We start from the raw sequence: 25,277 nt of genomic DNA, 5'->3' as shown, positions 1-25,277 counted from the left end.
GTATTGTTAATTATCAGTAACTTTTTTAAGGCAAAATCCCCCCTAACCCCCCTTTTAGAAGGGGGGTAAACTGTTAATAATTAATACAAAAAATGAATAATTTAAGAATTAGAGAGACTATTTTTGACTGGGGAAAACGCACTTACTTAATGGGAATATTAAATGTGACTCCCGATAGTTTTAGTGATGGAGGAGACTTTAATAGTATTGAAACGGCTTTATCTCAAGCAGAAAAAATGATTGATAATGGTGCAGATATCATTGATATTGGGGGTCAATCAACTCGTCCTGGGGCTGAAGAAATTACCCTCGAAGAAGAGTTAAAGCGAGTTATTCCTATTATTAAAACCTTGCGTCAAAATGGTTCTATTCCTATCTCTATTGATACCACAAGATCCCAAGTGGCTCAAGCAGCCATTGAAGCAGGAGCGGATATTGTTAATGATATTTCTGGGGGAACGTTTGACGAAAAAATGTTTTCAACTGTGGCAAGTTTAGACGTTCCTATTATTATTATGCACATTCGAGGAACCCCTAAAACCATGCAACAAAAAACCGATTATCAAGACTTAATTAATGAGATCATAGAATGGTTAAAATGTCAAGTCAATCAAGCCATGAAAGCAGGAATTGATCAGCATAAAATTATTATTGATCCTGGTATTGGCTTCGCTAAAACCTATCAACAAAATATAGAATTATTACAAAATTTATCTCAGTTTCATCGTTTAAATTGCCCCATTTTAGTCGGGGTTTCTCGTAAAAGTTTTATTGGACATATTTTAAACCAAAAAGACCCCAAAAAAAGAGTCTGGGGAACCGCTGCCGCTTGTTGTAGTGCCATCGCTTCTAAAAGCCATATTTTACGGGTTCATGATGTAGCAGAAATCAAAGAGGTCGCTCAAGTTGCTGATCAAATTTGGCGGACATAATTAATAAAAAAACCAACTTAATCTAACTGTTTTGATCATTTTTAGTCTTGTTTTCTAACACTTTCTTAAAATAGCGAAGTTCCGTTAAGTTATGTTCTGCGATCGCTGTTTCTTCTTTGAGAATATTTAAAGCAATCCATTCTAAGAGTTTACCCCAAAAAGAGTCTTCAAATTTTCCCCATAATTCATGTTTTAAAACGATTCCTTTTTCTCTCTCTTCAATTATAAATTTTCCCCCTTCATTAACCTTAAACGGGACACCTAATAACTGATAAGTTGCCGTGGTACTCCAGGTAAATTGTTGTTCGGGAATGACATTATCTAAAGTAGCCACAAATTCTCCTTGAACCCAACCCACTTCCTCCCGTTGCCACCATTTAAGACCATTACGAAGAGGACGTTTAGATTGACTTAAAACTTTAGTTCCTTGATGAGCAGGATTAGAATTTTCCCAAACCCCTTCAAAATCAGAAATTAATTCCCATGCTTGCTTTCGACTTGAATTAACCTGAATAACATTAGTAACATTAATCATTATTTTGTCCTATTATTTAGCTATTTCTATGATAAGTAATTACTGATTGCAACTCAAATAAATAAAGATACCTAGTTTCATATTTGCTTTATACGTAGGTGGTTAGAAATAAACGTAAGGTGGGCAATGCTAAGAAAAAGCTTATAAACCTGAACCAGAAACCATTTGAGACATTGCCCACCCTACAAGTTTTATTCCTTTAATTATGCCTACCTACTTATTTGGTCAGTGATGGGATTTTTTTATATAGTTTAACCACCTTTCAACTCTCGTCTCTTTCAAAAAATTCATTAACCCACATCCTGCACTTTTTTTAAAAAAAACTTAACAATTCGAGCCTGTTTTGCTTTATGTAACATTATTTAAGCAGACGCTCAATAAACGCGACAACTTTGAGACAATCAAAAACAGCTTATCAGCGTGTCATTATCACGTCTTATTTAATACATTAGGAGAACGCTATGAAACTGGCCTATTGGATGTACGCCGGCCCTGCACACATTGGCACTCTACGCATTGCGAGTTCTTTTAAAAACGTCCACGCTATCATGCACGCACCCCTGGGGGATGATTATTTTAACGTCATGCGATCGATGTTAGAGAGAGAAAGAGACTTTACCCCTGTCACTGCGAGTATTGTCGATCGCAACGTTTTGGCCCGGGGTTCCCAAGAAAAGGTAGTTAACAATATTGTTCGCAAGGATGGGGAAGAAAAGCCAGATTTAATTGTTTTAACCCCCACTTGTACCTCTAGCATTTTACAGGAAGATTTGGCCAATTTTGTCGAACGGGCCCAAATGGATGCTCAAGGGGATGTGTTGTTAGCGGATGTCAACCATTACCGTTACAACGAGTTACAAGCGGCTGATAGAACCCTACACCAAATTGTTAAATTTTACCTGGAAAAAGCCCGTAAAAAAGAGCAATTACCCCAAGAAAAAACTGAGCATCCTTCTGTTAATATTATCGGCATTTCTACCCTAGGCTTTCATAACCAACATGACTGTAGAGAGTTAAAACAATTAATGAAAGATTTGGGAATTGAAGTTAATGAAGTGATTCCCGATGGTGCCTCGGTTCACAATTTAAAGAACTTACCGAAAGCTTGGTTTAATTTAGTTCCATATCGAGAGTTAGGGGTAGCAACGGCTCAATATTTAGAGGAAGAATTTAACCTTCCTTATGTGGATATTACACCGATGGGAGTGGTAGAAACAGCCCGATGTATTCGCAAAATTCAACAGATTCTTAATGAGCAAGGGGCTAATGTTGATTATGAAGAATTCATCAACGAACAGACATTATATGTGTCCCAAGCTGCCTGGTTTTCTCGTTCCATTGACTGTCAAAATTTAACCGGTAAAAAAGCTGTTGTGTTTGGGGACAATACCCATGCTGCTGCTATTACTAAAATATTAGCAAGAGAGATGGGAATTCATGTGGTTTTAGCCGGAACTTATTGTAAATATGATGCAGACTGGTTTAAAGAACAAGTGAGCGAATATTGCGATCAAGTGTTAATTAGTGATGATAATGGAGAGATTGGAGATGCGATCGCACGGATCGAACCTTCTGCTATTTTTGGCACGCAAATGGAGCGTCATGTGGGTAAAAGATTAGACATTCCTTGTGGTGTTATTGCTGCCCCGATTCACATTCAAAACTTCCCCATTGGTTATAAACCTTTCTGTGGTTATGAAGGGACAAATCAGATTGCTGATTTAGTTTATAATTCCTTTACGTTGGGCATGGAAGATCATCTTTTAGAAATCTTTGGAGGTCATGATACTAAAGAGGTGATTACTAAAGGAATTTCGGCTGATTCTGACTTGAATTGGAACAAAGAAGCACAAGCAGAATTGAATAAAGTTCCTGGTTTTGTTCGCGGTAAAGTGAAGCGAAACACCGAAAAGTTTGCCCGTGAAAGAGGATTTTCGGAGATTACTTTAGAAGTGATGTATGCAGCAAAAGAAGCAGTCGGAGCATAGTTAAAGTAAGGTGGGCAATTCCCACCTTTTTAAAATATAATGACTATAAACTTATGAAAATTTCATCGAATTTAGTCATTGAAAATGCAAAGTTGACTAGATATTTACTCATTTATCAACGAAAAGATGATAAATCAAAATATTTAGGACAATATGGCTATACGTTAGATAATTGGCAAGTGCTTAAACAAGATATAATTAAAGCAGTGCAAGGTCAAGAAATTGATGAAATTACTCAGACAGACTGGGGACAGAGGTTTAAGGTAAAAAGTCAATGGATTAGTCTAAATGGAAAATTAATTAAAGTCATTACTATTTGGCAGCAAAGTGAAGGAGAAGATACAATAAAATTAATTACTTTATATCCTGATAAATTAGAGGAAAACTAATCGTGACAAATATTCAATTATTTCAATGGGTAGAGTTAAAATTCGATGTCCCTAATAGCCTAGTTAAAAAAGGAGATAAAGGAGTAGTTTTAGACTATTTAAAACCTACAAAAAAACAATCAGAAGCTGGCTATAATTTAGAAGTTTTTAGAGATGGAGAAACCTTAGATGTTATTTCTGTTCCTATATCTTGGGTAATACCCTTACCTGAAATATGGGGAGAAACTGAACTAATAAAATTAAACGAGGTGACTTAATATGGACAACTTAAAAATTTATCATGATCAACAAGCAAAAACCTTAACCATTTGGTTTGATGATCCAAAAAAAGAATTTTTAGTTGATGAAGTAGAAGAAGACTTATCTTTAATTAAAGATCAACAAGGAAATATTATTGGAATTGAAAGATTAAACTATTTAGGAACTAAACTAGATGCTTCTACCGTTGAATTTGTTGATCTTTAGCTCTACTTTAAATTATAAGGTGGGCATTGCCCACCCTACAACTTAAAATCTTTTAAATTATACTAAATACTGCTTTTACCCAAGGTACTGCTTGACCTGCAGGTGCAATAATTCCACAAGCACCAACTAAAGCACCAGCCGGAGGGAATGCTGTTGTAGCAATGCCGTCTACGATACCACAAGAAGCAACCAGAACAAAATAGACTGTTTCTGCTGTTTTGATAACTTTAATAGTTTCCTCAAAACCTGAAACGTTTTTATTTAAAAATTCATTCAAGGACTGTTTATATTCTGGATGATCCATAAAAAAATCTGTTAAAGATATGATTTGGATATTATCATATTGTCTATGATTGGTAACTCCTTTTAGCGCGTCTTGGAAAAACTTTTTTAATCCATTTTTCTCTTCTGGATGATGATTTACAAAGTCAGGTAAAGAAAAAATTTTTCCTGTTTCATCTATAATAGAATAAACTTGTTCTGAAAACTCATTAAAAGGGTTAGTTTCAGCATGAACAGGTTTAACCATGACGATAAATGCTATCAAAACAGCAGTTAAAATTGCAGTTAAACGTCGAAGCATAAATGATATTCCTCTGTTAGAATTAGTTATCTTAATTTAAGTATAATTTCTAGACTGTTTTTATCACTGTGATCTATATCAGAAATGTTTCCTAATTAAGATCATTTTATTGATCTCAAAAGTCATGTATGTGCTATAATTTCTGTATCCACTTATTAATTTACCTATGAAAAGTATAGAAATTCGTCAAAAAGCTAAAGAATATATTGAGCAACTATCATCAGAAAAATTATTAGTTGCTACTGATTTTTTAGAATATTTATTAGAGAAAGAAGATAATGATGCAACTGAGGAACTATTGAAAATATCAGGATTTGAACAAGCATTTACGAAAGCACAGGAAAATGTTAAACAAGGTAAGGTGACTTCTGTTGAGCAACTCAAACGAAAATATTAAATATACAGTTTTAATCAGTATTGATGCTCAATCTTTTTTTGAGTCTGCTTCTGGTTCATTACAAAAAAAGTTAGATCGTTGTTTTGAACGTTTAAAAATTAATCCTTATTATCATCCTAATATAAAAAGATTGAAAGCTAATTTATCAGGATATTATCGTTATCGTGTAGGGGATTATCGGGTTGTTTATGAAATTGATGATAAACTAAATAAAGTTACTGTTATTTTAATTGCTCATCGAAGTAATATTTATTAATATCCTAATGATAAATATTTAATTATTTCAATGGGTAGCTGTAAGAAATTCATGAATTTTATGAACAAGCGGACGAAATTTGAGCGCAGCACTGTTTACTGGATTGTTTGATCAGTTTTTTGTAAAACCATGAATGAAATAAGACAACAGTGGACAATGCTGCTATAGGACTAAAAGCTGCTAGGTGCAATTATTTAAGACATATCACAACTGCCGGCAGTCGGTTGTCCTTTATCGTTGTGTTCGATAGGAACATAGTCCCCACCACCCCCGATACACTCAGCAATAAAATCATTGCATCCACTGACTCCTGAGCAAGTATCACCATCACCTATTGCTGTATTAGGACCAGAATCAGGAGCAGCCAGATTTCCGGAATTATTAGGAACAACAGAGGGTTTCCTTATTTCTACAGGACGAATAGGTTCAACAGAAGGACGAGGAACAACACGAACTTGAGCCTGAGTTTGAGGCATCATACCCATCATTAAAACAGTAGAAGCTAAAGAGGTAACAATAAGCTTTTGCATGAGAATAACTCCTTTTTTTTAACTCGTTACTTATTATTTTAAAATGAATTATTGAGAACTTCAGTCCCAAAAATTGAAAATTTTTCAAACTCATTAAGTAGAATTAAGAGAAAAAAAGGGAACAAGATAGAACTAACATTAATTTTCCCTAGTTCATCCATCTATTAATTTATGTTAAAAGACTATTGGTAATGGTAAGGTTTTCATTGCTCATCCTACAATTACTCTAGTTTGAAACCTAATGTTTCTCACTTCCTTGTAATGATTTAATAGTCAATGCAGAAATTCGAGACTACAATTAAAGAAGGATTAATGGGTTAGAACACAGAGAATGCAGTTTATCGATCGCGCAGAAATCGAAGTCGAAGCAGGAAAGGGAGGAGATGGTATTGTGGCCTTCCGACGGGAAAAATATGTCCCGGCAGGGGGGCCAGCAGGGGGAAATGGAGGAAAAGGGGGATCAGTGATCCTTAAAGCAGAAGAAAACCTACAAACCTTATTAGACTTTCGTTATGCGCGTCGTTTCAAAGCAGATAACGGTAAACGAGGGGGTCCCAATAACTGCACCGGTGCCATGGGTAAAGATACCATTGTAGAGGTTCCCTGTGGTACAGTCGTCTATGACTTAGAAACAGAAGAAATATTAGGAGATTTAGTAAAAAATGGTCAAACCCTTTGCGTTGCTGAAGGGGGAAAAGGTGGGTTAGGGAATAAACACTTTCTCAGCAACCAAAACCGGGCCCCAGAATACGCTTTACCGGGGCTAGAAGGGGAACACCGCAACCTTAGATTAGAATTGAAGTTATTAGCAGAAGTAGGGATTATAGGCTTACCTAATGCGGGAAAATCCACCTTAATCGCTTCATTATCCGCCGCCCGTCCTAAAATTGCTGACTATCCCTTTACCACGTTAGTGCCTAACCTGGGAGTGGTACGAAAACCCACCGGGGACGGAACCGTATTTGCTGATATTCCTGGGTTGATCGCAGGGGCCCACGAAGGGATCGGATTGGGCCATGAATTTTTACGACACATTGAGCGCACCCGTCTCCTCTTGCATCTGGTAGATGTCACTTCTGCTGATCCCATCGCTGACTATGAAGTGATCCAACAAGAGTTAACTGCTTATGGACGAGGATTAAGCGATCGCCCTCAAATTATAGCTCTTAATAAAGTAGATGCTTGCGATCGAGATACTCTAGACTTGATAAAAGAAGAATTACAACAGTTAAGCGAGTCTCCCGTTTTTGCAATTTCTGCTGTGACTAAAGTCGGAGTTGAGGAACTATTACAAACCATTTGGCATCATTTAGAGCAAGCAACCAGTAACTATGAAAATAGCTCTCTTCCTTTAGTGTAGCTAGAAGAGAGCTATTTACGTAAGACTATTGGAAACACAGATCCCCATGAAGAGCTAATTGTTGTGAAGTAAAAAATCTACGATAAAGGTTCCGGCTAAGATTAAAGAAAGTGAAATAAGTTCCATGGGGTTGCTCCTGCTCAAACTAAACGAAAGACATTTATTATTTTTGAAATCAGCTAGTGCGATCTCACTTATACACCTTATCTTAAGAAAATTCTTTGCTTTCTACTTCCCCCAGATAGCTCACCCATTTGGGTTATTTGTTTTAAGGAAAATTACTGAATCCTATCCTCTTTATTGTAACAAATTATTACTAATCACTGATAACCTATTGCAAATTTAAACTTTCATTTATACACTTTCTCCCTGCTCCCCTACTCCCTGCTCCGGCGCTCCCTCTACTCTAATGATTGTATCCTCTTCGGTGGCCAGCCAATTTTATAAGCTTGGCCGACAATGACATCTCTTGGTAACATTCCCCAGATATGGGAGTCTAAGCTATTATTACGATTATCCCCTAAAACCAAATAATGATCAGCCGGAATAATCCTAGATTTAAACTCATATTCTGGTGATTCTGCAATATAAGGTTCTTGGATGGCTGTATTATTTAGATAAACTCGGCCTTGTTTAATTTCCACTTTGTTTCCTGCTGTGGCAATAATCCGTTTTATATAATAATCTGATACGTCGGGATCAGCTTTTTTGATGTTTTCTGAGGGAGTAAAAACCACAATATCCCCTATTTTTGGGACATAATTAGGGGATTTTTTCACGAAAACAATATCATTTATTTGCAATGTGGGTTGCATTGATTCACTGGGAATCATAAATCTATCAAAGTGTTTTTCTAACCATTGTGGATAATAATTAACGATGACTCCTAGGATAAAAATAGCTCCTGTCATCAGGATAATTAGTAAGACTTTCCCCCTATTCCTTCTATCAGGAAAAATAAGGTATGTATGATAAATGGTTAAGGCAGTAATCAAAGGACTAATTAATAATAAATTAGCATAAAAATCATCAATTCCAATGATAATTAAACTAGCCGTTAAAAGGAGTAAACCAATGATAGATTTTTGCAGATAAAGATGACCTAATCCTGGTAAAATTCGGCTGATGAAAATAGCAAACCAAAGATTTTTATGTTTCCGTGGTATTTTTTCTAGGTTGGGATCGTTTCTCTTTTTATAAACACTGAGATGAGCTTCTATTAAATTACTCAAATAGAAGATAACTGTTATCCCTAAGCAAATCAAACCCGTGACAGTATTTCCCCTAGCAGCAAAAATATGCCAAGCTGTCAGCACTATCCAAAGAATTTGACCATTAAAAAATAAAAATCCTTGTAAATAATTGCCAGCATAAAATTGACCCAGTCCAGGAAAAAACATGGATAAATTAACAGCTAACCAAGGATCTTTATGATAATTATTGTACACTAATTTGGATAATTGTTAGATCATTTTTTAGTTAAAAATAGCGACTATTTTTTATCAGGTAAATTTCTTGGGGGAATTTCTCGACCTTGATAAAATTGTTTTTCTAGTCGATTTAAACCTAACCAGATAATTACACCCAAAGGAACAGTCAAACTCAATGATATCATACCCCAAAGAGAAGGATGATCTAATGTTAATAATAAGATAACTATGAATGACCAAATGACAGACGTGGCGATCGCGACTCCTATTTTTATGCGCTGTAAGTTCTTTAAAGCAGTGCGACAACTACTACAATGTTTTGTATGGGAATGATAACGATCTAGTAAGGTTTCTGAGGATAAGGCAGGACTTAAGGACTCTTCTGGGAATAATTGTGCCTGATATTGATTGATCCAAGTGTGCAATTGAAAAACAAATAAATCGGCTTTGGTAGGTAAATAAAAGGCTTTAGAAACCTTAGCACTTCCTCCTTTTTCTTCTAAATAACGTTCTTGATAATGTAAGAAAATTTGGTCATCTTCTAATACGCCATTTTGTCCAATATGGGAATACCAACGAGGGGTTAATTTGATTAAAAATTTAGGAATGGGTGAGGAAAATTTGAAGGGAAACCGAGCAAATAATCGACATTTTCCCTTACTAATAGGGGTAGCATACACAACTGTTAATGTACGGCCGAACTGTTTAGAAGTCAGATCATGATACATCATTCCAGGGGCAAAAAAGTGGGTGGTTTGTTTTCCTAAAGTGCCTTTTCTTGGCCCTTCTTCCCACACCCCTTTAAACCCCCATTTTCCTGATTCAACTACCTCTAAATCCACAGGAGAAACATTAGATCGGTTGCCCACACTTTTGTGATGAGTGTAAGGAATATGACTGGAATCTAACACATTTTCCATTAAGGTTAAGGCATCATAGGGGATGTCTCGGAAGGTATTAATACAAACCCATTCATCGGACTTTTCTTCTAAAACATCCACTAAAGGAATGGGGGTTTTGTCTGCATTTTCTGTCTTCCCGGCATAGACAAATAATAACCCTTGCGCTACCTTAGTAGGGTAGGTTCTCACAGAGGCTCTAGGAGATTGTTCTGCTTTTCCTTCTGGCTTTTGTTGGGGGATCACTTCACAGTTTCCTTGTCCTGAAAATGCCCATCCATGATAAGGACATTCTAAACAACCATGATCATTAATTCTTCCTTCTGATAATGGGGCCAACCGATGGGGACATTGATCGTCAAAGACACTCCATTGACTGTTTTTTTCATCCCACCAAATAACAATATTTTTCTCTAATAAGGTAAATGATGTGGGTCTGGTTTTGTCTAAATCTTCGATATAATGAACAGGATACCAAACCTCTTTCCAGTCAAACTGATCAGGATCATTTCCTCCTATAATTAAAGGACTTTCTTGGGAAGATACCGGGTTATGAATAGTCATAATAAGTATGTCAAAAAAATTAAAGTTAAGGGTAAAATAAGGAGTCCGTAGGGGTTTAATACTATTAAACCCATTATTCTACATTGTAACAAAATGTAAATGAATCAAGCATTATGAGTGTAACCACCCCAAGAGACGCAGCAAAAACCGCTTTAAGAGAAGCTTTGAAACAATATGACGGAGACGTTAAACACGAAGCAGTCAAGGCTAAAATAGAACAACTGTGTGAACTTAATCCAACGGTTGCACCTAGCCACAGCGATCGCTTAGAATCAGCAGAGTGGAGATTAATTAGTGCGCCATCCTTTCCCCAAGGAGAAAAGCTACCCAATGGCCAATATGCGTATACGTTGGGACGCTTGGCCTTTAATATGTTTCAACCAACCAATCTTAAAGTAGTAATTGACTGCGTAAAACAGCCTGTGATCTTGCTAGACGAAGAAGAAAAGAGAAGTCATGATATTATTGTAGAATTTACCGTAATTGACCCTAATTTTCCTGAATTAAAAGGACTTGTGCATAATTTAGGAATTTGTTATCCTGCTACTGATGAGACTTTACAAGTGGAGTTTACCGGAGGAAAGTTAACGCCACAAGCTGATCAAGATTTAAGTGTGTGGAAACAAGTATTTAATACCGAAAAATCAGATAATAAAGGATTAAAAGAATTATTTACCTCATTTATATTAAAATTAATGTTCGGTTTAGTTCCCCCCAAAGCAATGAATGAAGAAACAGGAGAGATTTATTTTCAGATGAAGCGATCGCCAAAAGGAAAGCTAAAAATACTTTATTTAGATGAAGAAATACGCATTACCCTAGGAGAGAAAGGAACTATTTTAGTTTGTGAACGTTCAGTATAGCCTTAAATCATAAACAGAAAATTTGTGTTAAGTTAGTCAGTGGATCGACTGAATCTGTGGTGTAAGGACTCATGACTAATATCCCCCCCAACCCACCCCCAGAACCCTCTGAGGGTAGTACGCCCGTATTGCAAAAATTCTATAATTTCATCAAAAAACCCTCAAGTTTGATCGCTGGTGGAGTGTTATTATCATTGGGGGTTGCAACCTATGGAGGGGTTAGTTATTTTGTCTATGAAAAGTTATCTCCTTTGCTGTCTCAACAGTTAAGCAAAGCATTAGAAAGAGAGGTAAGAGTTGGTGAAGTTGAAAGCTTTTCTTTTAATCATATTCGTATTGGTCAAACGTCTATTCCTACCACAGAAAATGATCCCGATCGGGTCGATCTTGATGGGTTAACGGTTCAATTTAATCCTTTACCTTTATTAATCGGACAGCCTTTAGATATTGATATTACTATAGACGATCCTAACTTATATGTCGAACAAAATCCCTCTGGAAAATGGCTAGGGTTTCAAGAACGTGAACAACTCGAAGAGACAGAATTAAATTTACCCGTTGATATTGATGCCGATATTGAGTTAAATAATGCTAATATTGCTTTACTTCCGAATGGGTTTAAAGAATTAATAAAAATAGATGCAAATGGAACAGGAGGTTATACATATCGCTCTAATGAAGAACAAGAAGTTAGTTATGATTTAGATGTATCTTTATTAAACAGTGAGATTGCTATTAAAGGACAAACTAATATAAAATCCTTCCAAACTCAGACAAGTTTGATGATATCTCAATTAGCTTTACCTGAGTTAGCAGCCATAATTCCTAATTTACCGGTAACATTAAAGAGTGGTTTAGTTGACAGTAACTTAAATATTAATGTCCCCTCTTTAGAAGAGATTGAAGGAACAGCAGGAAATGGAAATTTTGAACTTTCTAATGTGCAAGCTGGTTTAGAAGCATTGAAAGTTCCTATTCAGCTAGATTTAGGATTAAATTTTAATAATCAAACCGTCCAGTTTAACGAAACTCGGATTAAGTTAGGTGAGTTTGCTACTGATATTAAAGGCTCACTAGATTGGCAGAAAGGCTATGATATTGATGTTGATATTAATCCCTTTTTACTAAAAAATATATCGAATATTTTAAAAATCCAATTGCCGGTTAATTTAGCAGGGGAAGTTGAAGGGAAAATAAAGTTAACAGGAGCAATTAAAAATCCGATTGTTACTGGTACGATTAATAATAGTAAACCGTTATTAATTGAAAAAACAAGAATTGAAGATTTAAAAACAGTTTTTCAAGCAAACTTAAATCAAATTAATCTCAAAGAATTTCAAGTCAAACCCACCGCAGGGGGCAACATTACCGCCACAGGAAAAGTTGAATTAGGGATCTTAAAAGCATTAGAAGAAAATAAAGAAATTAACTGGCAAAAGATGCCCATTGCGTTAAAATTTGAAGCAAAAGTACCAGGAGACGAACTCGCCCAACCCTATTATCAATCGCCCCAAAATGTTAGTATCGGAACCCTTGAAGCGCAAGGTCAAATAGGAGGAACCCTAGGAGATCCCAAAGGTAAAATAGAATGGTCTGCTCCTGGTGTTATCAGGGTTTCAGGGGAAAACATTTCAGGTAGAGGATCGATACTTTTAGGGGGAAAAGATATCTTAATTCGGGATACAGTGTTAACCTCCGATGAAGGGAATCTTACCGTTAGAGGATTAGGAAATCTTGAAGAAAAAGAATGGCAAACCCAGATTACAGCTAATCAATTTTCTCTTGATCCCTTTGTAGAATTAGCTTGTTCTTTTATTACCTGTCCCCCCGAAGTTTTAACCCAAGCTGTGACCCTTAGTGATGGTAATATTAATATTGCTGGAAAACTGGATGACTTTAGCTTAAATAGTCTTCAAAGCCAAGGTAACTTACAGCTACAAGTGGGGCAAGGTGCGATCGCCCTTGAAACTGCGTTATCCCAAGGAAACATCACGGCAACCGCTGCCGTCTCTAACTTACCTGTCGATCCCTATATTCCCAACCTAGCGGCCCCCGTCCAATTGAATAGAAGCAATTTCAACCTCTCAGGTTCCCTCACCAATCTTTTCGACGGGGGACAGTTGAATATTAACCGTCTCAATGTCAATGGAAATGCCCAGTTACTGGTTAATGGTAATCCCCTCAACGCCAATATAGACGTGGGGAACGGCATTTTAACCACCACAGCCCAAGTGGGAACCATTGACCTTAATCCTATCATCCCTAATTTACCGGTACAATCAACCTTAGTCAGTAGTGATGTATTTCTCACAGGAAACCTTAACTCTCTCCTTTCTTCTTTGGGAAATACCCCAGATATTAGTAGTTTTCGGGGCAATGCTCAGGTACAATTAACCGTAGAAGGAAGTCCCGTGCAGGTGGTGGGTAACCTAGGCAGTGGTCAAGTTCGTGGTGTCGTCGACCTTTCCAGCCTAGCCTTAGATCGCATTGTGCCAAACTTGCCGGTCAATGTGCAATTAGTGGACGGACAAGCCGTGGTTTCGAGTAATGTCTTGCCGTTGCTTTCCCCGCAACCCGATCTCAGTACCGCCCAAGCTAGGGTTAACCTGCAACTTGCCACCGCCAACGGAACCGTTAACACCCTAACCCGATTACAAAATAATCAATGGACGAGTCAAATAACTGCATCCAACCTCAATCCTAACCTGATTCTTAGCCAAATCGCCCCACAAGTCCCCCAAACCGACATAGATGACTTAAACGCCGAAATTTCTCTTTCAGGGAGTCTAGCCAGCCTTTTTGAAGAAAACGCCATTTTACCGATCAACGCCAATAATATCAGCGTCGAAGCCGACGGACAAAGCTTAAACGCCAGGGGTAATATTGTCGTCTCTAACCCCCTCACGAACCCCGATGCTAGGGTCAACCTATCCGTAGAAGCCACCTCTACCCTAGACGATTTACCCCTCACTCAAGTCATTTCTGCTTTGCCGGTAAGACGGGACTTTCTCCCCGAAGAATTAAACCTGCAGGGAGTCGGAAACTTTAACGGAACTTTGATCGGACAAAACTTACTCACCGCCCCTACCGCCCCCGGTAACATTACCCTGACAGGAGATGTCACCGTCCGTAACCTTGTCTTTAACGATCGCGCCTTTGAACCCCTCTTAACCGGTCAACTCAACGCCGGCCTCGGTCAAACCATTGCCATCAACTTACGGGGGAATCAAGATGTGATTGCTGCCACCTTGCAACCCTGTAACCGTCAAGACTGTCCGGCCCCTTATTTACCCGTGGCCTTTGAACTGCGTCAACAAGCAGGAGATCAAGCCCCCATCGCTGTGATTGGTCGCTTAGAAGGGGATGAGTTAGTAGCCAGAATCGAACAATTTCCCCTCGATCTCTTCAAAATTGCCCCAGGGGGCGACTTTGGTATCCCTGGCTTCTTGTCCGGGGAAGTCCAAACGGAAATCGTCATCAACCCCTACACCCTCGAAGGAAGGGGCAGACTGGTGATCGATAAGCCAAGTATTGGTTTTGTCGAAGCCACCCGACTGACGGCCGATGTCATCTATCAGGATAATATTGCCCGATTACAAAACGCCACTTTGCAGTTAGGCCAAAGTTTATATGCCGTGCAAGGTTCCCTCAACCTAGAATCTGGGGATCTTGCTGGTCAATTAAACATAGACGAGGGACGTTTGCAAGACCTCTTGATTGCCCTGAAACTGTCCAATGTCGAACGGTTACTGGACCTATTGCAGATTCAACCCATTGACTACCAAAACGCTGAAGCCATCCCTCCCCAGTCTGTCGGACAAGCAGCCGAAACCATCGCCGAAAAAGTTAACCTCTTGGCTGTCATTGAGCAAAGAATCAAAGAATTAGCCGACGAACGGGAAAAAGGAGGGATTCCGACGGAATTAGATTTTCGAGGCACTTTTGATCTCAATGTGGCCCTAGGAGGAACCATTTATCGACCGGATCTGAGCATCGCTTTAAGCGGTCAAAACTGGGAATGGCATCCCCAAGAACCCTATCCTGATATTGTTGAACCCTTGGGGTTAGTGATTCGAGATGAGTCAGTTATTCCCATTAATGAAGTTGCCCTACAGGCCGATTTAACTGACAATGTTTTAACCATAGATAGGGCTGCCATTCAAATTGATCGAACTCTATTAGCATTAGATGGGAAGTTTTCCTTACAAGAAATTGCAGCCAATTGGCAAGTTAACTATTTATCTATCGGTACCATTAATAATTTTATTGAAGTTCCCGTGGATGCAACCGGGGCTTTAAACGCATCGGGAACCCTTAGTGGGACCCCCTTTCAACCCCAACTCCAGGGACAATTTGCCTTTGTGGATACCACCTTTCAAGGAAGACCCTTAGATGTCACCCTAGCCGGACAATTTAGTTATGAAGGTCAACGGTTTCAACTAGCCACCACTGAGGATTCCATTGCCTCTGCCTCCGTTGATATTCCCTTTCCCACTTATCCTGATAACGATAACTTTGCCATTAACGTTAACTTAGGGACCAATGCCTTACAATTAGTCAGTGTGTTAACCGGTGAACAGGTTTTCTTAACCGGCGGGGAAGGAGAAATTAACGCCCAAGCCACAGGAGAATTAGACGTATCTCAAGGGTTATTAGTTTCTAACTTAAATGCAGGGGGAACGATTACTTTAAATGAAACCATTTTCCAAACTCCGGCCTTACCCCAACCCTTGACCGTTAGTGGAGTGGTTGCCATTAATGATCAAGGCATCGATGTCCAAGGAATAGAAGGAAACTTTGCTGATAGTACCCTCAATATTGCCGGCGTTTTACCTTTATTTCAACGGCAAAGTAACCTAGAAAATCCCCTGACGGTTGCCATAGAAAGAGGACAAATTAACCTAGATGGATTATATCGAGGGTTAGTGGATGGCACGGTGATCGTTAGAGGTTCTGCCATTCAACCGGTGGTTAGCGGAGACGTACAATTAGCCAATGGTCAAATCTTTATTCCCACTGCACTACAAAGTCGAGAAGAAACGGTTGCTGAAATTAATCGATGGGTGATTCCTAGAACAAGAAGACAAACCGCTAGTAATCAACCGGTTCCTTTCATGCCAAAATTACAAAATTTTCAAGTTAGCTTAGATAGCTTATTTGTTGAAGTCTTACCTCTGTTTCGGTTTGATTTTGGAGGGAATATTGCCGTTGACGGTCCGATTAATGATATTACTGCCCTTGAACCAGACGGAGTCATTACAGTAAACCGAGGGTTAGTCAATTTCTTAGATACTCGATTTTTTATCGAACGTCGCACAGAAAATCAAATCGTTTTTAGTCCGGATCAAGGATTATTAAATCCTACCTTAGACCTGGCCATGAGAACCATTGTTTCAGAGGTTCCTGATACGAGTAAAAACTTTCGTTCAGGAGAGACAACAGAAATTCCTGATGATAGTCTCAATAAAGTGCAACGGGTTGATATTAGTTTGGGTCTCAATGGACCTCTTTCTCAACTCCTTCCTAACTTGGGACAAGAAGGTTATCAAGTGTGTCAAATTCAAGATCCTCTTAAACCCATTCAAACCAAAACCGCTTTATCCCAAGAAGATTTAAATAAGGTCAGCACTTGTTTACAAACCTTAGCTAATCAGGGAAGTGTCGATGAGCAACTATTAGGTAATCCTGTGATTAACTTAAGCAGTAGTCCGCCGAGAAGTCAAGGGGAAATTGTTCGTTTACTCGGTGAACAAGTTCTCGTTTTAGCAGAAGCCTTACAAGGAAAAAGTACCGAACAATTGATTCAATTTGGTATTGTTCAATTAGCTTTACCGATGGTCTTTCAAACCCTTATTTATGATATCGAAACTTCTATTAGTGAGACCATAGATAGTACGGATTTTCGTGTGGTTCCTTTCCTAGAAGCTATCTATGAGGTGGAAGATGAAGGTTATGTTCGTGTCTCTTATGATTATGCTTTTAATGAATTTCGGGTGAGATACGAGAAGCGATTCTAACGAGATGCCAATCATTGTAAGAGACAAAAGCAATCCTTGATTTTGTATATACAAAGACGTATATTAAAAATATGGAATTCGAGTGGGATGAACAAAAGAACCAAACCAACATCATTAAGCATGGTATTTCGTTTCAAGAAGCAAAGGAGATATTCAAAGATCCAAATCTAGTGACGTACTCCCAACCCTGACCGTAAACGGTACAGGGTGGGCTTCTCAAGATCGCTCTTGAGTGTTCCTAGATCGGCACTTATCTAGCCAGTCGCAGACTGACCTCGACAGATCGCCATTACTAGGCAGTTTCCTTTCCGCAACGTCCATGCGTACTTCTTGAATTACGTTTAATCCTCTTTGCAAAAGTACCTCGGCTGCTGCATGATCTCTTGTGGTTTGATAATTACATTCAGGACAAATATGTTGGCGTTGAGATAACGGTTTTTTGCCTGTGTGAGTCCTACAATTAGGACAAATTTGACTACTGTATTTGTGGTCAACTTGAGCAAAAAACTTATCTCGTTTCCAACAAACCCACTTTAATATTGTCCTAAATTGACCGAAACCACCATCAAGCATTGACTTACCAAGAAAGCCTTTAGCTGATACTCGAAAGTCAATGTCTTCAACAAAGATCATGTCACCTTGATCACACAATTGATGAGCAACTTGAAAGTGAAAGTTTTTGCGAGAATTGGCTATTTTATGATGAAGTTTAGCAACTTTTATCTGTGCTTTTTCCCAGTTTTTAGACCCTTTCTGTCTTGAGTGCGTCTTACATTCGGCTTGCGAAGCCGAATTACGCACTCGCTTTTTTCGAGATGCTTTACGTTGTAGTTCTTTCAACCGACTTTGTAAATCTCTGAAAAATAGAGAGCGTTTAACTGTGAAATTATCTGAAGTAGTGAGGAAATTTTCAAGCCCGATATCTATGGCAAGTCCTCTACCTTTCGGTAAAGGATTGGGTACTTCGACATTAGATTGAACAGTTATTACAACGTACCACTTTGTCCCTCTAGCCCTTGATAATACCCTGACTTGTTTAATGACAAATCCTTCTGGAATAGGTCTATGAAGTTCAATTAAAACTGAGCCTATTTTGGGAAGTTTTATCTGATAACCTGTTAATGGATCATCTTTAAATTGAGGAAACAAAAATGAACGGAACTGTCCATATTTTTTAAACCTTGGAAAGCCAAAACCACGTTTTTTAAATGCTTCCCAAGTGTTGTGCATCCTTTTAACCACATCTTGAGTTACTTGAGAATGAACTGCTTTAAACCAAGGATTTTCTTTTTTCCATTGAGTTAATTGACGCTTTTGTTCAAGCTAACTTACATAGATGATCGTTTTAGCTATCAAGAAACAAGAGAATTATCAATCGGTCAACTATTTTTGCCAAAGCAGTCAGTTATCGTGGTTTTAGTCGTTCATACAGACAGAAACGGAGTAATCAGAATCATATCTGCACGACGAGCAAGTAGAAAGGAGAGAAGAATCTATGAACAACAATCAGTTTAATCTTGATATGTCACCCGAAGAAAGACATCGTAAGTTAGTCAATATGTCAGATGAGGACATAGACTATTCCGATATTCCTGAGCTTGATGAGGAATTTTTTAAGGGTGCAAAGTTGGTAAAACGAAACCCAGCAACGGAGTCGATATCAATACGAGTTGATACCGAGACTTTAGAGTGGTTTCGCAATACCGCTAAAAATAACCCCGAAATAAGAGGTTATCAAACTTTAATTAACGATGTGTTGCGAACCTATGTAGCGCACCAAGTCAGTAAGGGTCAGACCTCACACGAATCATCAAACAGCGATCGCAATGGATAATTTAAAAGAAACGGGGCATAGGGAAGAGAGGTTATCATCAACCCCGAACCCCGAACGCTCTTTAAGTACGAGAATAAGAAACGATCCAAGTCCCCACATAAACCCGTAAGGGAATTTGGCCTGAGGTTAACACATCACCAATAAAATAATAAGTGCCAGAACTGGGATTTTTGACGTTGGAAAAGACAATTTCTGCTGAATTTCCAGCTTCTAAGGGTTCTTCTAAATCAATTTCTACCACACGGCTTTCTTTGTCCCAGTAAACTTCTCTTAAGGGGAGAGACTCGCCGTCAACTCTTACTTCTACAGAGTTGGTGTTAAATTTACCATCAAATTCAGGATCTTTGAGATAAGAAATAAAAAATTTACTCACCCCTTGGGTTAATTTTTTCTTGGAAATACGCAGTCTCATGCGTTCCCCATAAAATTTGGGTCGTCCATTAAAGTCTAGTTTATAGTCTAGGATGTCGCTGCGATTTTCAACACCGCTAAAAATCACTAATCCTGAATTACCATTAGCAAGAGACAAAGTTTGCACACCAGCTAATAAACATCCCGATAAGGCTAAGGTCGCCATAAAACGTTTAGATAGACTTGTCGCTAAGGTTTTGACTTTATTCATAATTAACTCTGTTTTAGAATCACTCGTTTTTAAGATAGAGTAATCATAGTTCACTCCTGTTGTTTAGCATAACAAATGATTGCCGTTATCAGTGATACAGTGGACAGTTACCAGGTTTCCATATCATCGGTGGAGTTAACTCGGTGCATCCCTGCATCCGAAAAGCGTTGAAAGGCTGCCTCTGCTTTGTCGGTAAAGTCGATAACATCGGGAATGACGACAGGGGAAGTACAATCTTCTAATAAATAAACGTTTTTAGCTAAGTTTGGGTCTTTTTGTTTAATTTCTGTGAGTAAATCTTCAACAGTCCAAGCCACACAATGACTTTTGGCTTGACCGGCAATAATAATCTTATCAAAAGATAGTATTTTGTTTAAAAATTTCGTGTTTTTTTGCGCTATTTTTTCCCCTTGATGATCTTCTAATATTTCAGGACTAAAAACTGAGTAATTTTCCGTTAACGGGTTATCTCCTTTTAACTCAAATTGCGTTTGACTACTGCGAACCATATTATGAAAAAATAAGGCTTCTTCAACAGCAGAAACTAAAGCATGACCAATTCCTCCTAACATAGAATGATAGGGCCAAATGGTTAGGGGATATTTACTATCTTCTGTCACTTTTTTGACGTAATGTAAGGCATAGTTTTCTAGTTTTTCAGCAGAAATGTTTAAATTATTAGCAATATTGTAGTTGACTTTCCATCGTCCTTGTTTCACCTCGTCGTAGGAAATCATGGTAATACCCGCTTCAGGATGATTCCCCTTTTCATCAACCCAAAAAATAGGATGGAAAATTTGCATCGCTGTATGGGTATCCATGGTGGGTGCAATAGTCGTTATCTGTCCCAAATTCCTATAAATAAATTCACACAAACGAATGTTATCTTCTACTGCACCATTTCCTGATTTTCCTGCAACAAATAATTCAAAATCAGGCAGACAAAAGGTATTTTGTACATCAATTAATAATAAGACAATTTTAGTTTTATCTTCCCTTGATGAAGCTATTTGATACTTTTCTCTCCATTGTTTAGCCTCATTAACTCTTTGGAGATAAGGAACGCGCCAAAATTTATTAACTTTTTTAGCTTCAAAAAAGGACGGGATAGGTAATTGATTCATCATTTTAAATGTTTAATTAAACTCTAATAATTTTTATGGTAACAGATTGATAGATAAGATAAAAATTAGAGCAACTAAAATCAGACCAATTCTCAAACTTAATTGGTCATTTCCTGTACAAAAAATTATCGGTATTAATTAATCATCAGTTTGCGTTTCTTCTTGTTTCTTTTGATATTCAATAATTCCTTGACGAAACCCCAAAGCAACTAAAATATTAGATAAAGTTAAGAAAGATTCTGCGCTACCGTGTAACCAATCAATATTTGCTAATGCTTCTCCATATTGAACTTTAGCATAAATTCCAGCAGGAATGGTAACGGCGACAAATACCAATAAAACATAAAATCCAATTAATGCTAAACGGGGGGTTTCTTGGGAACGAGTGAGAAACCATAAAAACCCCAAATAGGGAAATAAAGAAATAGCAAAAAGATTGTCTTTAGAAAACATCTAAAATGTAACCATAGAGAACAATTTTTAGTTTATCACATCTCCATTGTATTTAACTGTTGATCCAGGTTTTTATGGTTGCGATCGCCAATGCACTAACGGGGTTATCTAATGCTTTTTCTCATGCAGTAAGTCCCCCGTGGTTTGAAGCAGTAATCAGTTTATATTTTAAGACGGGATTATTGTCTATTCTTTTCACTAAATGATTGTATCTGGTAGTATTTTTAATTTTACCATTGTAGTTTATAATCAATTAAAACAACCGTAAAAGTAACCTTAAAAATATGCCTGATATTGTTGATATTGCTGTAAATACAGAAGGATTTGAAACCTTAGTGACTGCGGTAAAAACAGCTAATTTAGTAGATGCTTTAAAAGGAGACGGCCCTTTCACCGTTTTTGCCCCCAATGACGCTGCTTTTGCTAAACTTCCGCCGGGAACAGTTCAAACCTTAGTTCAGAATGTACCTCAACTGGCGCGTATTTTAACCTATCATGTGGTTCCAGGTAAACTCATGAAAGCGGATTTAGCTAACGTTAATTCTGTGATTTCTTTAGAAGGTTCTCCCATTTCCATCGACTGTTCTGATGGATTTGAAGTTAAAAATGCTACTGTTATTGCTGCGGATATTGAAGCAGATAATGGGGTCATTCACGTCATTGATAATGTGATTTTAATGGGATAACTGACCTAAGATAACTAACAATAACAACGAACATCTTGACCACATTCATCCGCTAAATAACATAACGCACGGAATCTTAAGGCTACAACCTCTTCATAGAAGGGGTTGAGTTTGCATAATGGGGGAATATGAGCAATTTTGCGACCCAATAAGTAGATATCCCGTTCAAAAGGACATTGTACCGGAATCACACGACATAAGAAATGGGCAGTGGACTCGTTTTTTATTTCGACGTTATCCAGATATTGACGGAGTGGTTGTAAGTAATCTTTAGCTTTACTTTGGTTAAATCCAATTTTAGCGGTATTGACTTGTTGATTGTTTTGAAAACAGACCATAATGACCTCTTGATTAATTTCTATACTCCTAGTTTAACTATAAGTTTTGTCGATGACAATAGTTTTTATATATAACTTTTTTTTATAATTGATAAGCATAACTTACCGTTTGGGGAGTGTGGGGAGTAGGGTGTAGAGGAGCAGGGAGCAGAGTAGAAGGGAGACTGTATAAACAATGAGAAACAGATTTTAACTTGCATGAGTGTCTTTTGCCTCTTGCCTTTTGCCTCTTGCCTGTTCCGGAGTTGCCTGTCCGACGACTGATAATACGGTCGCTTTAATAAAATTAAAAAAGATTGATCAATTGCATATTGAACTAAAATGTTTCCTATTATTTATTCTGATGCTTTTCTAGACCATGATACGGGACACTTTCACCCCGAAAGTCCTCAACGATTAGAAGCCATTGTTAACGCCTTAAAAACGGTATCCTGGAGCGATCGCTTACAATGGCAAAAGCCCACCAATCTGGCCCAACGAAATCCGATTCCCTATATCAAAAACATACATATGGATAACTATATCAAGGGAGTCCAAAGGTTAGCGGAGAAGGGAGGGGGGTTTATCGATGGGGACACTATTGTCTCTCCTGAAAGTTATAACGTGGCGTTATTAGCGGTTAATGCTTGGTTAGATGGGGTCGACACAGTGTTAACAACCCAACAACCGGCCTTTGTCTTATCTCGTCCCCCGGGCCATCATGCGGTACAGAAAACAGGAATGGGGTTTTGTTTATTTTCCAATGCGGCGATCGCTGCTCATTATGCTTTACAATGTGATGGCATTCAACGGGTAGCCATTGTAGATTGGGATGTGCATCACGGTAACGGAACCCAGGCGATCGTTGAAGATAATCCGAATATTGCCTATTGTTCGTTACATCAATTTCCTGCGTATCCGGGAACCGGCACAGCCACAGAAACAGGAAAATATGATAATGTACTCAATATTCCCATGGAACCAGGAAGTGACTTAAACCACTATCAAGTCGCCTTTGAACAGCAAGTTATCCCTTTTTTAGAAAGGTTTCACGGGGACTTTTTAATTGTCAGTGCCGGTTATGATGCCAATCAAGCGGACCCTCTCGCATCAATTAATCTTCAGCCTAGAGATTACGGCATTTTTACACAACAATTATTAACAGTGACCTCTCGGATTTTATTTGGCTTAGAAGGCGGTTATGATTTATCCGCTTTAGCTGAGTCAGTTGTGGCAACGATCGAGGTCTGTTTATCTCAATAAAGTTACTGTCTCTATGTCATCTTTTGTAATTCAACTTCAGACACCTCAGTTATGTCATCTTGATGAACTGGTCACCTTAGATCAAGATTGTCTGGGAGGTTTATGGACAAAAGAGGGTTATCAACGGGAGTTAAAGAGTCCTAATAGTCATTTTTGGGTTTTGTCTTCTGATACCACCGAGACACTCATCGGTGGTGGGTGTTATTGGGAAATTTTAGAAGAAGCTCATATTACCTTATTAATGATTGCTCCCCAGTATCAAGGTCAAGGGTTAGGTCAGTTATTACTGTATGGGTTACTCAGGGATGCCATGAGGCGAAACTTAGAACGTGCTACCCTAGAAGTCAGGGTGTCTAATCAACCAGCCCTTTCTCTGTATCGAAAGTTTGGCTTTGAAATAGCAGGGCGACGAACAGGATATTATAAACAAACCGGGGAAGATGCACTGGTTCTTTGGCGTAGCGGTTTGGACTATCCTCAGTTTCAGCAAGAATTGTCCACTTGGGAACAACAAATTAAGGATCGTCTCAGCCATAATCACTGGCAATTTTCTATCGTTGAACCGTAACCAGTGATCAGTGAGCGGTTATCAGTGACCAGTGATCAATTGCTTGTAATAAGCTATGTCGGAATCTTTCCTTTTCTGAGTGTGATTGAACATAACCTACCATTATGATGATATTAGATTCTTCTTCAACTCAATTAAATAAAAAAGCAGAGCAAATTTTACTTGGGGCCTTGCCAGAATTTTTAGAACATGGTTATGCTGCCACTCGTATGGACCAAGTGGCAAAAACCGCTAAAGTTTCAAAACAAACGTTGTACAGTTATTTTGATGATAAAGAAGGATTATTTACGGCCTTAATTCAATACGTTGCTTGTCAAAAGTTTCGTTTAGTCTGGTCCCAACCCCTATCAGGAGAACCCCGTCAAGTTTTGACTCAATTAGCGCAACGGATTATGACAGAAATTAATGACCCTGATTATCTCTGTTTTGTGCGTTTAATTATTGCCGAATCAGGAAAACATCCTGAGTTATCTCAACTCTTTTTACAAAATGTTGCTCAACCTGCCATTAGCATTTTTAAGGGATATCTCCAAGACCATCCAGAACTAAAAATTAAAGATCCTGAAGTGATTGCTCATATTTTTGTTGGCAGTTTAATCCACAATATTTTAACTCAGGATATGTTATCAGGTCACACAATTATTCCCATGAAACCAGAACGATTAATTTCTAATTTAGTCGAGTTAATTATGAATGATTAGGTAACTTGCTTAAAAATTCTTCCGCTAGTTTAATGAATGCTTTAGAACCGCTAGAATTGGGCATAGAAGTAACAACGGGCATAAAATTATCCACTGCTTTAGCCACATTCACATCCATGGGAATGGAAGTTTTAAAGAGTTTTTTCAGGAGAAAAATCCGCTTGAACTCGTCGCATAACCCGGTTATAATAACGACTTAATAAACCCCCTCCCGATGAGATAAAAACCACTCCCAATAAATCTAAATTCAAGGGTTGATTACTTTGATGACTTTCTTTTAATTTAGCAATTCGTCGTTCTAACAATTGCATTCCTACCACCGATAAAGGTTCAGGCCGAGCCGGTAATAAATAATAATGACTAGCGGATAATCCACTCCTGGTTAAAAGATTATAACCCGGCGCACAGTCCATAATCACAAAGTGATAATGTTCGAGGACAGGCTCTAAAAATTTTCTGAATTTAAAACCCTTTCAAAATGATTCCAAACCGTTTCAAAAT

General features: G+C 38.1%; 26 protein-coding genes and 2 pseudogenes. 17 read left to right on the top strand and 11 right to left on the bottom strand.

Going from position 1 to position 25,277, the window contains the following annotated elements:
• Nucleotides 1-92 precede the first annotated feature (92 nt).
• Nucleotides 93-932, top strand: a complete 840-nt coding sequence (gene folP / locus C4E06_RS19665) for a dihydropteroate synthase (protein ID WP_107669968.1) — start codon at nt 93-95, stop codon at nt 930-932.
• 22 nt (nt 933-954) lie between these two features.
• Here folP and C4E06_RS19660 read toward each other — a convergent pair whose 3' ends face one another.
• The gene (locus tag C4E06_RS19660; protein ID WP_107669966.1) at nt 955-1,467 is read right to left on the bottom strand and encodes a hypothetical protein; all 513 of its coding nucleotides are present in this window, start codon (nt 1,465-1,467) and stop codon (nt 955-957) included.
• Between the two features lie 461 nt (nt 1,468-1,928).
• Between C4E06_RS19660 and bchB the strand changes: the two genes are divergently transcribed.
• From bchB to C4E06_RS19640, 4 genes are read left to right on the top strand one after another with little or no spacing between them, the layout of a single operon-like run.
• Entirely contained in the window at nt 1,929-3,455 is a 1,527-nt protein-coding gene (gene bchB, locus C4E06_RS19655; protein ID WP_107669964.1) for a ferredoxin:protochlorophyllide reductase (ATP-dependent) subunit B, read from the top strand.
• A 53-nt stretch (nt 3,456-3,508) separates the two neighbouring features.
• Nucleotides 3,509-3,844 (top strand): DUF6883 domain-containing protein, encoded by a 336-nt coding sequence (locus C4E06_RS19650; protein ID WP_107669962.1) that lies wholly within the window; start codon nt 3,509-3,511, stop codon nt 3,842-3,844.
• A 2-nt stretch (nt 3,845-3,846) separates the two neighbouring features.
• Nucleotides 3,847-4,101, top strand: a complete 255-nt coding sequence (locus tag C4E06_RS19645; RefSeq protein WP_107669960.1) for a DUF4926 domain-containing protein — start codon at nt 3,847-3,849, stop codon at nt 4,099-4,101.
• 1 nt (nt 4,102) lies between these two features.
• Nucleotides 4,103-4,309: a DUF2283 domain-containing protein gene (locus tag C4E06_RS19640; RefSeq protein WP_107669958.1), complete on the top strand. Its 207-nt coding sequence runs from the start codon at nt 4,103-4,105 to the stop codon at nt 4,307-4,309.
• Nucleotides 4,310-4,361: 52 nt separating this feature from the next.
• Here C4E06_RS19640 and C4E06_RS19635 read toward each other — a convergent pair whose 3' ends face one another.
• Nucleotides 4,362-4,892, bottom strand: coding sequence for a hypothetical protein (locus tag C4E06_RS19635; protein ID WP_107669956.1), 531 nt, complete (start codon nt 4,890-4,892; stop codon nt 4,362-4,364).
• 166 nt (nt 4,893-5,058) lie between these two features.
• Here C4E06_RS19635 and C4E06_RS19630 point away from each other — a divergent pair, with 166 nt between their 5' ends.
• Complete coding sequence (locus C4E06_RS19630) at nt 5,059-5,289, top strand: hypothetical protein (protein ID WP_107669955.1); 231 nt, start codon at nt 5,059-5,061, stop codon at nt 5,287-5,289.
• Nucleotides 5,264-5,545, top strand: coding sequence for a type II toxin-antitoxin system RelE/ParE family toxin (locus C4E06_RS19625; protein WP_107669953.1), 282 nt, complete (start codon nt 5,264-5,266; stop codon nt 5,543-5,545). The genes C4E06_RS19630 and C4E06_RS19625 overlap by 26 nt, the downstream gene beginning before the upstream one ends.
• Nucleotides 5,546-5,739: 194 nt before the next feature.
• On the opposite strand, the gene C4E06_RS19620 is transcribed toward C4E06_RS19625, so the two are convergent.
• The gene (locus C4E06_RS19620; RefSeq protein ID WP_107669951.1) at nt 5,740-6,075 is read right to left on the bottom strand and encodes a hypothetical protein; all 336 of its coding nucleotides are present in this window, start codon (nt 6,073-6,075) and stop codon (nt 5,740-5,742) included.
• A 331-nt stretch (nt 6,076-6,406) separates the two neighbouring features.
• Here C4E06_RS19620 and obgE point away from each other — a divergent pair, with 331 nt between their 5' ends.
• Nucleotides 6,407-7,435: a GTPase ObgE gene (gene obgE / locus C4E06_RS19615; protein WP_107669949.1), complete on the top strand. Its 1,029-nt coding sequence runs from the start codon at nt 6,407-6,409 to the stop codon at nt 7,433-7,435.
• A 401-nt stretch (nt 7,436-7,836) separates the two neighbouring features.
• On the opposite strand, the gene lepB is transcribed toward obgE, so the two are convergent.
• Together lepB and C4E06_RS19605 are read right to left on the bottom strand one after the other, a co-directional pair.
• A complete protein-coding gene (gene lepB, locus C4E06_RS19610) occupies nt 7,837-8,883 on the bottom strand; it encodes a signal peptidase I (protein ID WP_107669943.1) in 1,047 nt (348 codons plus the stop codon).
• Between the two features lie 44 nt (nt 8,884-8,927).
• The gene (locus tag C4E06_RS19605; protein WP_107669941.1) at nt 8,928-10,328 is read right to left on the bottom strand and encodes a Rieske 2Fe-2S domain-containing protein; all 1,401 of its coding nucleotides are present in this window, start codon (nt 10,326-10,328) and stop codon (nt 8,928-8,930) included.
• Nucleotides 10,329-10,441: 113 nt separating this feature from the next.
• Between C4E06_RS19605 and C4E06_RS19600 the strand changes: the two genes are divergently transcribed.
• The 3 genes from C4E06_RS19600 (at nt 10,442) to C4E06_RS29280 (ending at nt 17,399) form a co-directional block, all read left to right on the top strand.
• The gene (locus C4E06_RS19600; RefSeq protein WP_107669939.1) at nt 10,442-11,191 is read left to right on the top strand and encodes a PAP/fibrillin family protein; all 750 of its coding nucleotides are present in this window, start codon (nt 10,442-10,444) and stop codon (nt 11,189-11,191) included.
• A 71-nt stretch (nt 11,192-11,262) separates the two neighbouring features.
• Complete coding sequence (locus C4E06_RS19595) at nt 11,263-17,208, top strand: translocation/assembly module TamB domain-containing protein (RefSeq protein WP_107669937.1); 5,946 nt, start codon at nt 11,263-11,265, stop codon at nt 17,206-17,208.
• A gap of 71 nt (nt 17,209-17,279) precedes the next feature.
• The gene (locus tag C4E06_RS29280) at nt 17,280-17,399 is read left to right on the top strand and encodes a BrnT family toxin (protein WP_198648844.1); all 120 of its coding nucleotides are present in this window, start codon (nt 17,280-17,282) and stop codon (nt 17,397-17,399) included.
• 25 nt (nt 17,400-17,424) lie between these two features.
• Here C4E06_RS29280 and C4E06_RS19585 read toward each other — a convergent pair.
• A pseudogene (locus C4E06_RS19585) lies at nt 17,425-18,531 on the bottom strand (RNA-guided endonuclease InsQ/TnpB family protein); the annotation flags it as partial.
• Between C4E06_RS19585 and C4E06_RS29655 the strand changes: the two are divergent.
• Complete coding sequence (locus C4E06_RS29655) at nt 18,514-18,723, top strand: BrnT family toxin (protein WP_107669935.1); 210 nt, start codon at nt 18,514-18,516, stop codon at nt 18,721-18,723. The pseudogene C4E06_RS19585 and the gene C4E06_RS29655 sit on opposite strands and share 18 nt — an antisense overlap.
• On the top strand, nt 18,704-19,042 hold the full coding sequence (locus C4E06_RS19575) for a BrnA antitoxin family protein (RefSeq protein WP_107669933.1): 339 nt from the start codon (nt 18,704-18,706) through the stop codon (nt 19,040-19,042). The genes C4E06_RS29655 and C4E06_RS19575 overlap by 20 nt, the downstream gene beginning before the upstream one ends.
• Before the next feature lie 61 nt (nt 19,043-19,103).
• On the opposite strand, the gene C4E06_RS19570 is transcribed toward C4E06_RS19575, so the two are convergent.
• From C4E06_RS19570 to C4E06_RS19560, 3 genes are all read right to left on the bottom strand, one after another.
• Entirely contained in the window at nt 19,104-19,664 is a 561-nt protein-coding gene (locus C4E06_RS19570; RefSeq protein WP_107669931.1) for a DUF2808 domain-containing protein, read from the bottom strand.
• A gap of 107 nt (nt 19,665-19,771) precedes the next feature.
• Nucleotides 19,772-20,791 carry a cysteine hydrolase family protein gene (locus tag C4E06_RS19565; protein WP_107669930.1) on the bottom strand — a complete coding sequence of 340 codons (1,020 nt, stop codon included), beginning with the start codon at nt 20,789-20,791 and terminating at the stop codon, nt 19,772-19,774.
• A 135-nt stretch (nt 20,792-20,926) separates the two neighbouring features.
• A complete protein-coding gene (locus C4E06_RS19560) occupies nt 20,927-21,241 on the bottom strand; it encodes a DUF3593 domain-containing protein (RefSeq protein WP_107669928.1) in 315 nt (104 codons plus the stop codon).
• Nucleotides 21,242-21,525: 284 nt separating this feature from the next.
• Here C4E06_RS19560 and C4E06_RS19555 point away from each other — a divergent pair, with 284 nt between their 5' ends.
• Complete coding sequence (locus C4E06_RS19555) at nt 21,526-21,927, top strand: fasciclin domain-containing protein (RefSeq protein ID WP_107669926.1); 402 nt, start codon at nt 21,526-21,528, stop codon at nt 21,925-21,927.
• A 14-nt stretch (nt 21,928-21,941) separates the two neighbouring features.
• Here C4E06_RS19555 and C4E06_RS19550 read toward each other — a convergent pair whose 3' ends face one another.
• Nucleotides 21,942-22,265 carry a Mo-dependent nitrogenase C-terminal domain-containing protein gene (locus C4E06_RS19550; protein WP_107669924.1) on the bottom strand — a complete coding sequence of 108 codons (324 nt, stop codon included), beginning with the start codon at nt 22,263-22,265 and terminating at the stop codon, nt 21,942-21,944.
• Between the two features lie 321 nt (nt 22,266-22,586).
• On the opposite strand from C4E06_RS19550, the gene C4E06_RS19545 reads away from it, so the two are divergent.
• The 3 genes from C4E06_RS19545 (at nt 22,587) to C4E06_RS19535 (ending at nt 24,776) form a co-directional block, all read left to right on the top strand.
• The gene (locus C4E06_RS19545) at nt 22,587-23,507 is read left to right on the top strand and encodes a histone deacetylase (RefSeq protein ID WP_107669922.1); all 921 of its coding nucleotides are present in this window, start codon (nt 22,587-22,589) and stop codon (nt 23,505-23,507) included.
• Between the two features lie 13 nt (nt 23,508-23,520).
• The gene (rimI, locus tag C4E06_RS19540) at nt 23,521-24,075 is read left to right on the top strand and encodes a ribosomal protein S18-alanine N-acetyltransferase (protein WP_107669920.1); all 555 of its coding nucleotides are present in this window, start codon (nt 23,521-23,523) and stop codon (nt 24,073-24,075) included.
• 104 nt (nt 24,076-24,179) lie between these two features.
• Nucleotides 24,180-24,776 carry a TetR/AcrR family transcriptional regulator gene (locus tag C4E06_RS19535; RefSeq protein WP_107669918.1) on the top strand — a complete coding sequence of 199 codons (597 nt, stop codon included), beginning with the start codon at nt 24,180-24,182 and terminating at the stop codon, nt 24,774-24,776.
• On the opposite strand, the pseudogene C4E06_RS29650 reads toward C4E06_RS19535, so the two are convergent.
• Nucleotides 24,763-25,277: pseudogene (locus tag C4E06_RS29650) on the bottom strand (ParA family protein); the annotation flags it as partial. The gene C4E06_RS19535 and the pseudogene C4E06_RS29650 overlap by 14 nt on opposite strands.

Source organism: Cyanothece sp. BG0011, assembly GCF_003013815.1.
GTDB lineage: Bacteria > Cyanobacteriota > Cyanobacteriia > Cyanobacteriales > Microcystaceae > Crocosphaera.
This window is presented reverse-complemented; position numbering and strand designations above follow the sequence as displayed.

Excerpts from the sequence above, each read along its gene's own strand:
- C4E06_RS19560 (WP_107669928.1), bottom strand. The coding sequence starts at position 21,241 with ATGTTTTCTAAAGACAATCTTTTTGCTATTTCTTTATTTCCCTATTTG.
- C4E06_RS19570 (WP_107669931.1), bottom strand. The coding sequence starts at position 19,664 with ATGAATAAAGTCAAAACCTTAGCGACAAGTCTATCTAAACGTTTTATG.
- C4E06_RS19595 (WP_107669937.1), top strand. The coding sequence starts at position 11,263 with ATGACTAATATCCCCCCCAACCCACCCCCAGAACCCTCTGAGGGTAGT.
- C4E06_RS19555 (WP_107669926.1), top strand. The coding sequence starts at position 21,526 with ATGCCTGATATTGTTGATATTGCTGTAAATACAGAAGGATTTGAAACC.
- C4E06_RS29280 (WP_198648844.1), top strand. The coding sequence starts at position 17,280 with ATGGAATTCGAGTGGGATGAACAAAAGAACCAAACCAACATCATTAAG.
- folP (WP_107669968.1), top strand. The coding sequence starts at position 93 with ATGAATAATTTAAGAATTAGAGAGACTATTTTTGACTGGGGAAAACGC.
- bchB (WP_107669964.1), top strand. The coding sequence starts at position 1,929 with ATGAAACTGGCCTATTGGATGTACGCCGGCCCTGCACACATTGGCACT.
- C4E06_RS19545 (WP_107669922.1), top strand. The coding sequence starts at position 22,587 with ATGTTTCCTATTATTTATTCTGATGCTTTTCTAGACCATGATACGGGA.
- C4E06_RS19640 (WP_107669958.1), top strand. The coding sequence starts at position 4,103 with ATGGACAACTTAAAAATTTATCATGATCAACAAGCAAAAACCTTAACC.
- C4E06_RS19600 (WP_107669939.1), top strand. The coding sequence starts at position 10,442 with ATGAGTGTAACCACCCCAAGAGACGCAGCAAAAACCGCTTTAAGAGAA.
- C4E06_RS19535 (WP_107669918.1), top strand. The coding sequence starts at position 24,180 with ATGATGATATTAGATTCTTCTTCAACTCAATTAAATAAAAAAGCAGAG.
- C4E06_RS19620 (WP_107669951.1), bottom strand. The coding sequence starts at position 6,075 with ATGCAAAAGCTTATTGTTACCTCTTTAGCTTCTACTGTTTTAATGATG.
- C4E06_RS19605 (WP_107669941.1), bottom strand. The coding sequence starts at position 10,328 with ATGACTATTCATAACCCGGTATCTTCCCAAGAAAGTCCTTTAATTATA.
- rimI (WP_107669920.1), top strand. The coding sequence starts at position 23,521 with ATGTCATCTTTTGTAATTCAACTTCAGACACCTCAGTTATGTCATCTT.
- C4E06_RS19635 (WP_107669956.1), bottom strand. The coding sequence starts at position 4,892 with ATGCTTCGACGTTTAACTGCAATTTTAACTGCTGTTTTGATAGCATTT.
- C4E06_RS19575 (WP_107669933.1), top strand. The coding sequence starts at position 18,704 with ATGAACAACAATCAGTTTAATCTTGATATGTCACCCGAAGAAAGACAT.
- C4E06_RS19630 (WP_107669955.1), top strand. The coding sequence starts at position 5,059 with ATGAAAAGTATAGAAATTCGTCAAAAAGCTAAAGAATATATTGAGCAA.
- obgE (WP_107669949.1), top strand. The coding sequence starts at position 6,407 with ATGCAGTTTATCGATCGCGCAGAAATCGAAGTCGAAGCAGGAAAGGGA.
- C4E06_RS19565 (WP_107669930.1), bottom strand. The coding sequence starts at position 20,791 with ATGATGAATCAATTACCTATCCCGTCCTTTTTTGAAGCTAAAAAAGTT.
- C4E06_RS19550 (WP_107669924.1), bottom strand. The coding sequence starts at position 22,265 with ATGGTCTGTTTTCAAAACAATCAACAAGTCAATACCGCTAAAATTGGA.
- C4E06_RS19660 (WP_107669966.1), bottom strand. The coding sequence starts at position 1,467 with ATGATTAATGTTACTAATGTTATTCAGGTTAATTCAAGTCGAAAGCAA.
- C4E06_RS19650 (WP_107669962.1), top strand. The coding sequence starts at position 3,509 with ATGAAAATTTCATCGAATTTAGTCATTGAAAATGCAAAGTTGACTAGA.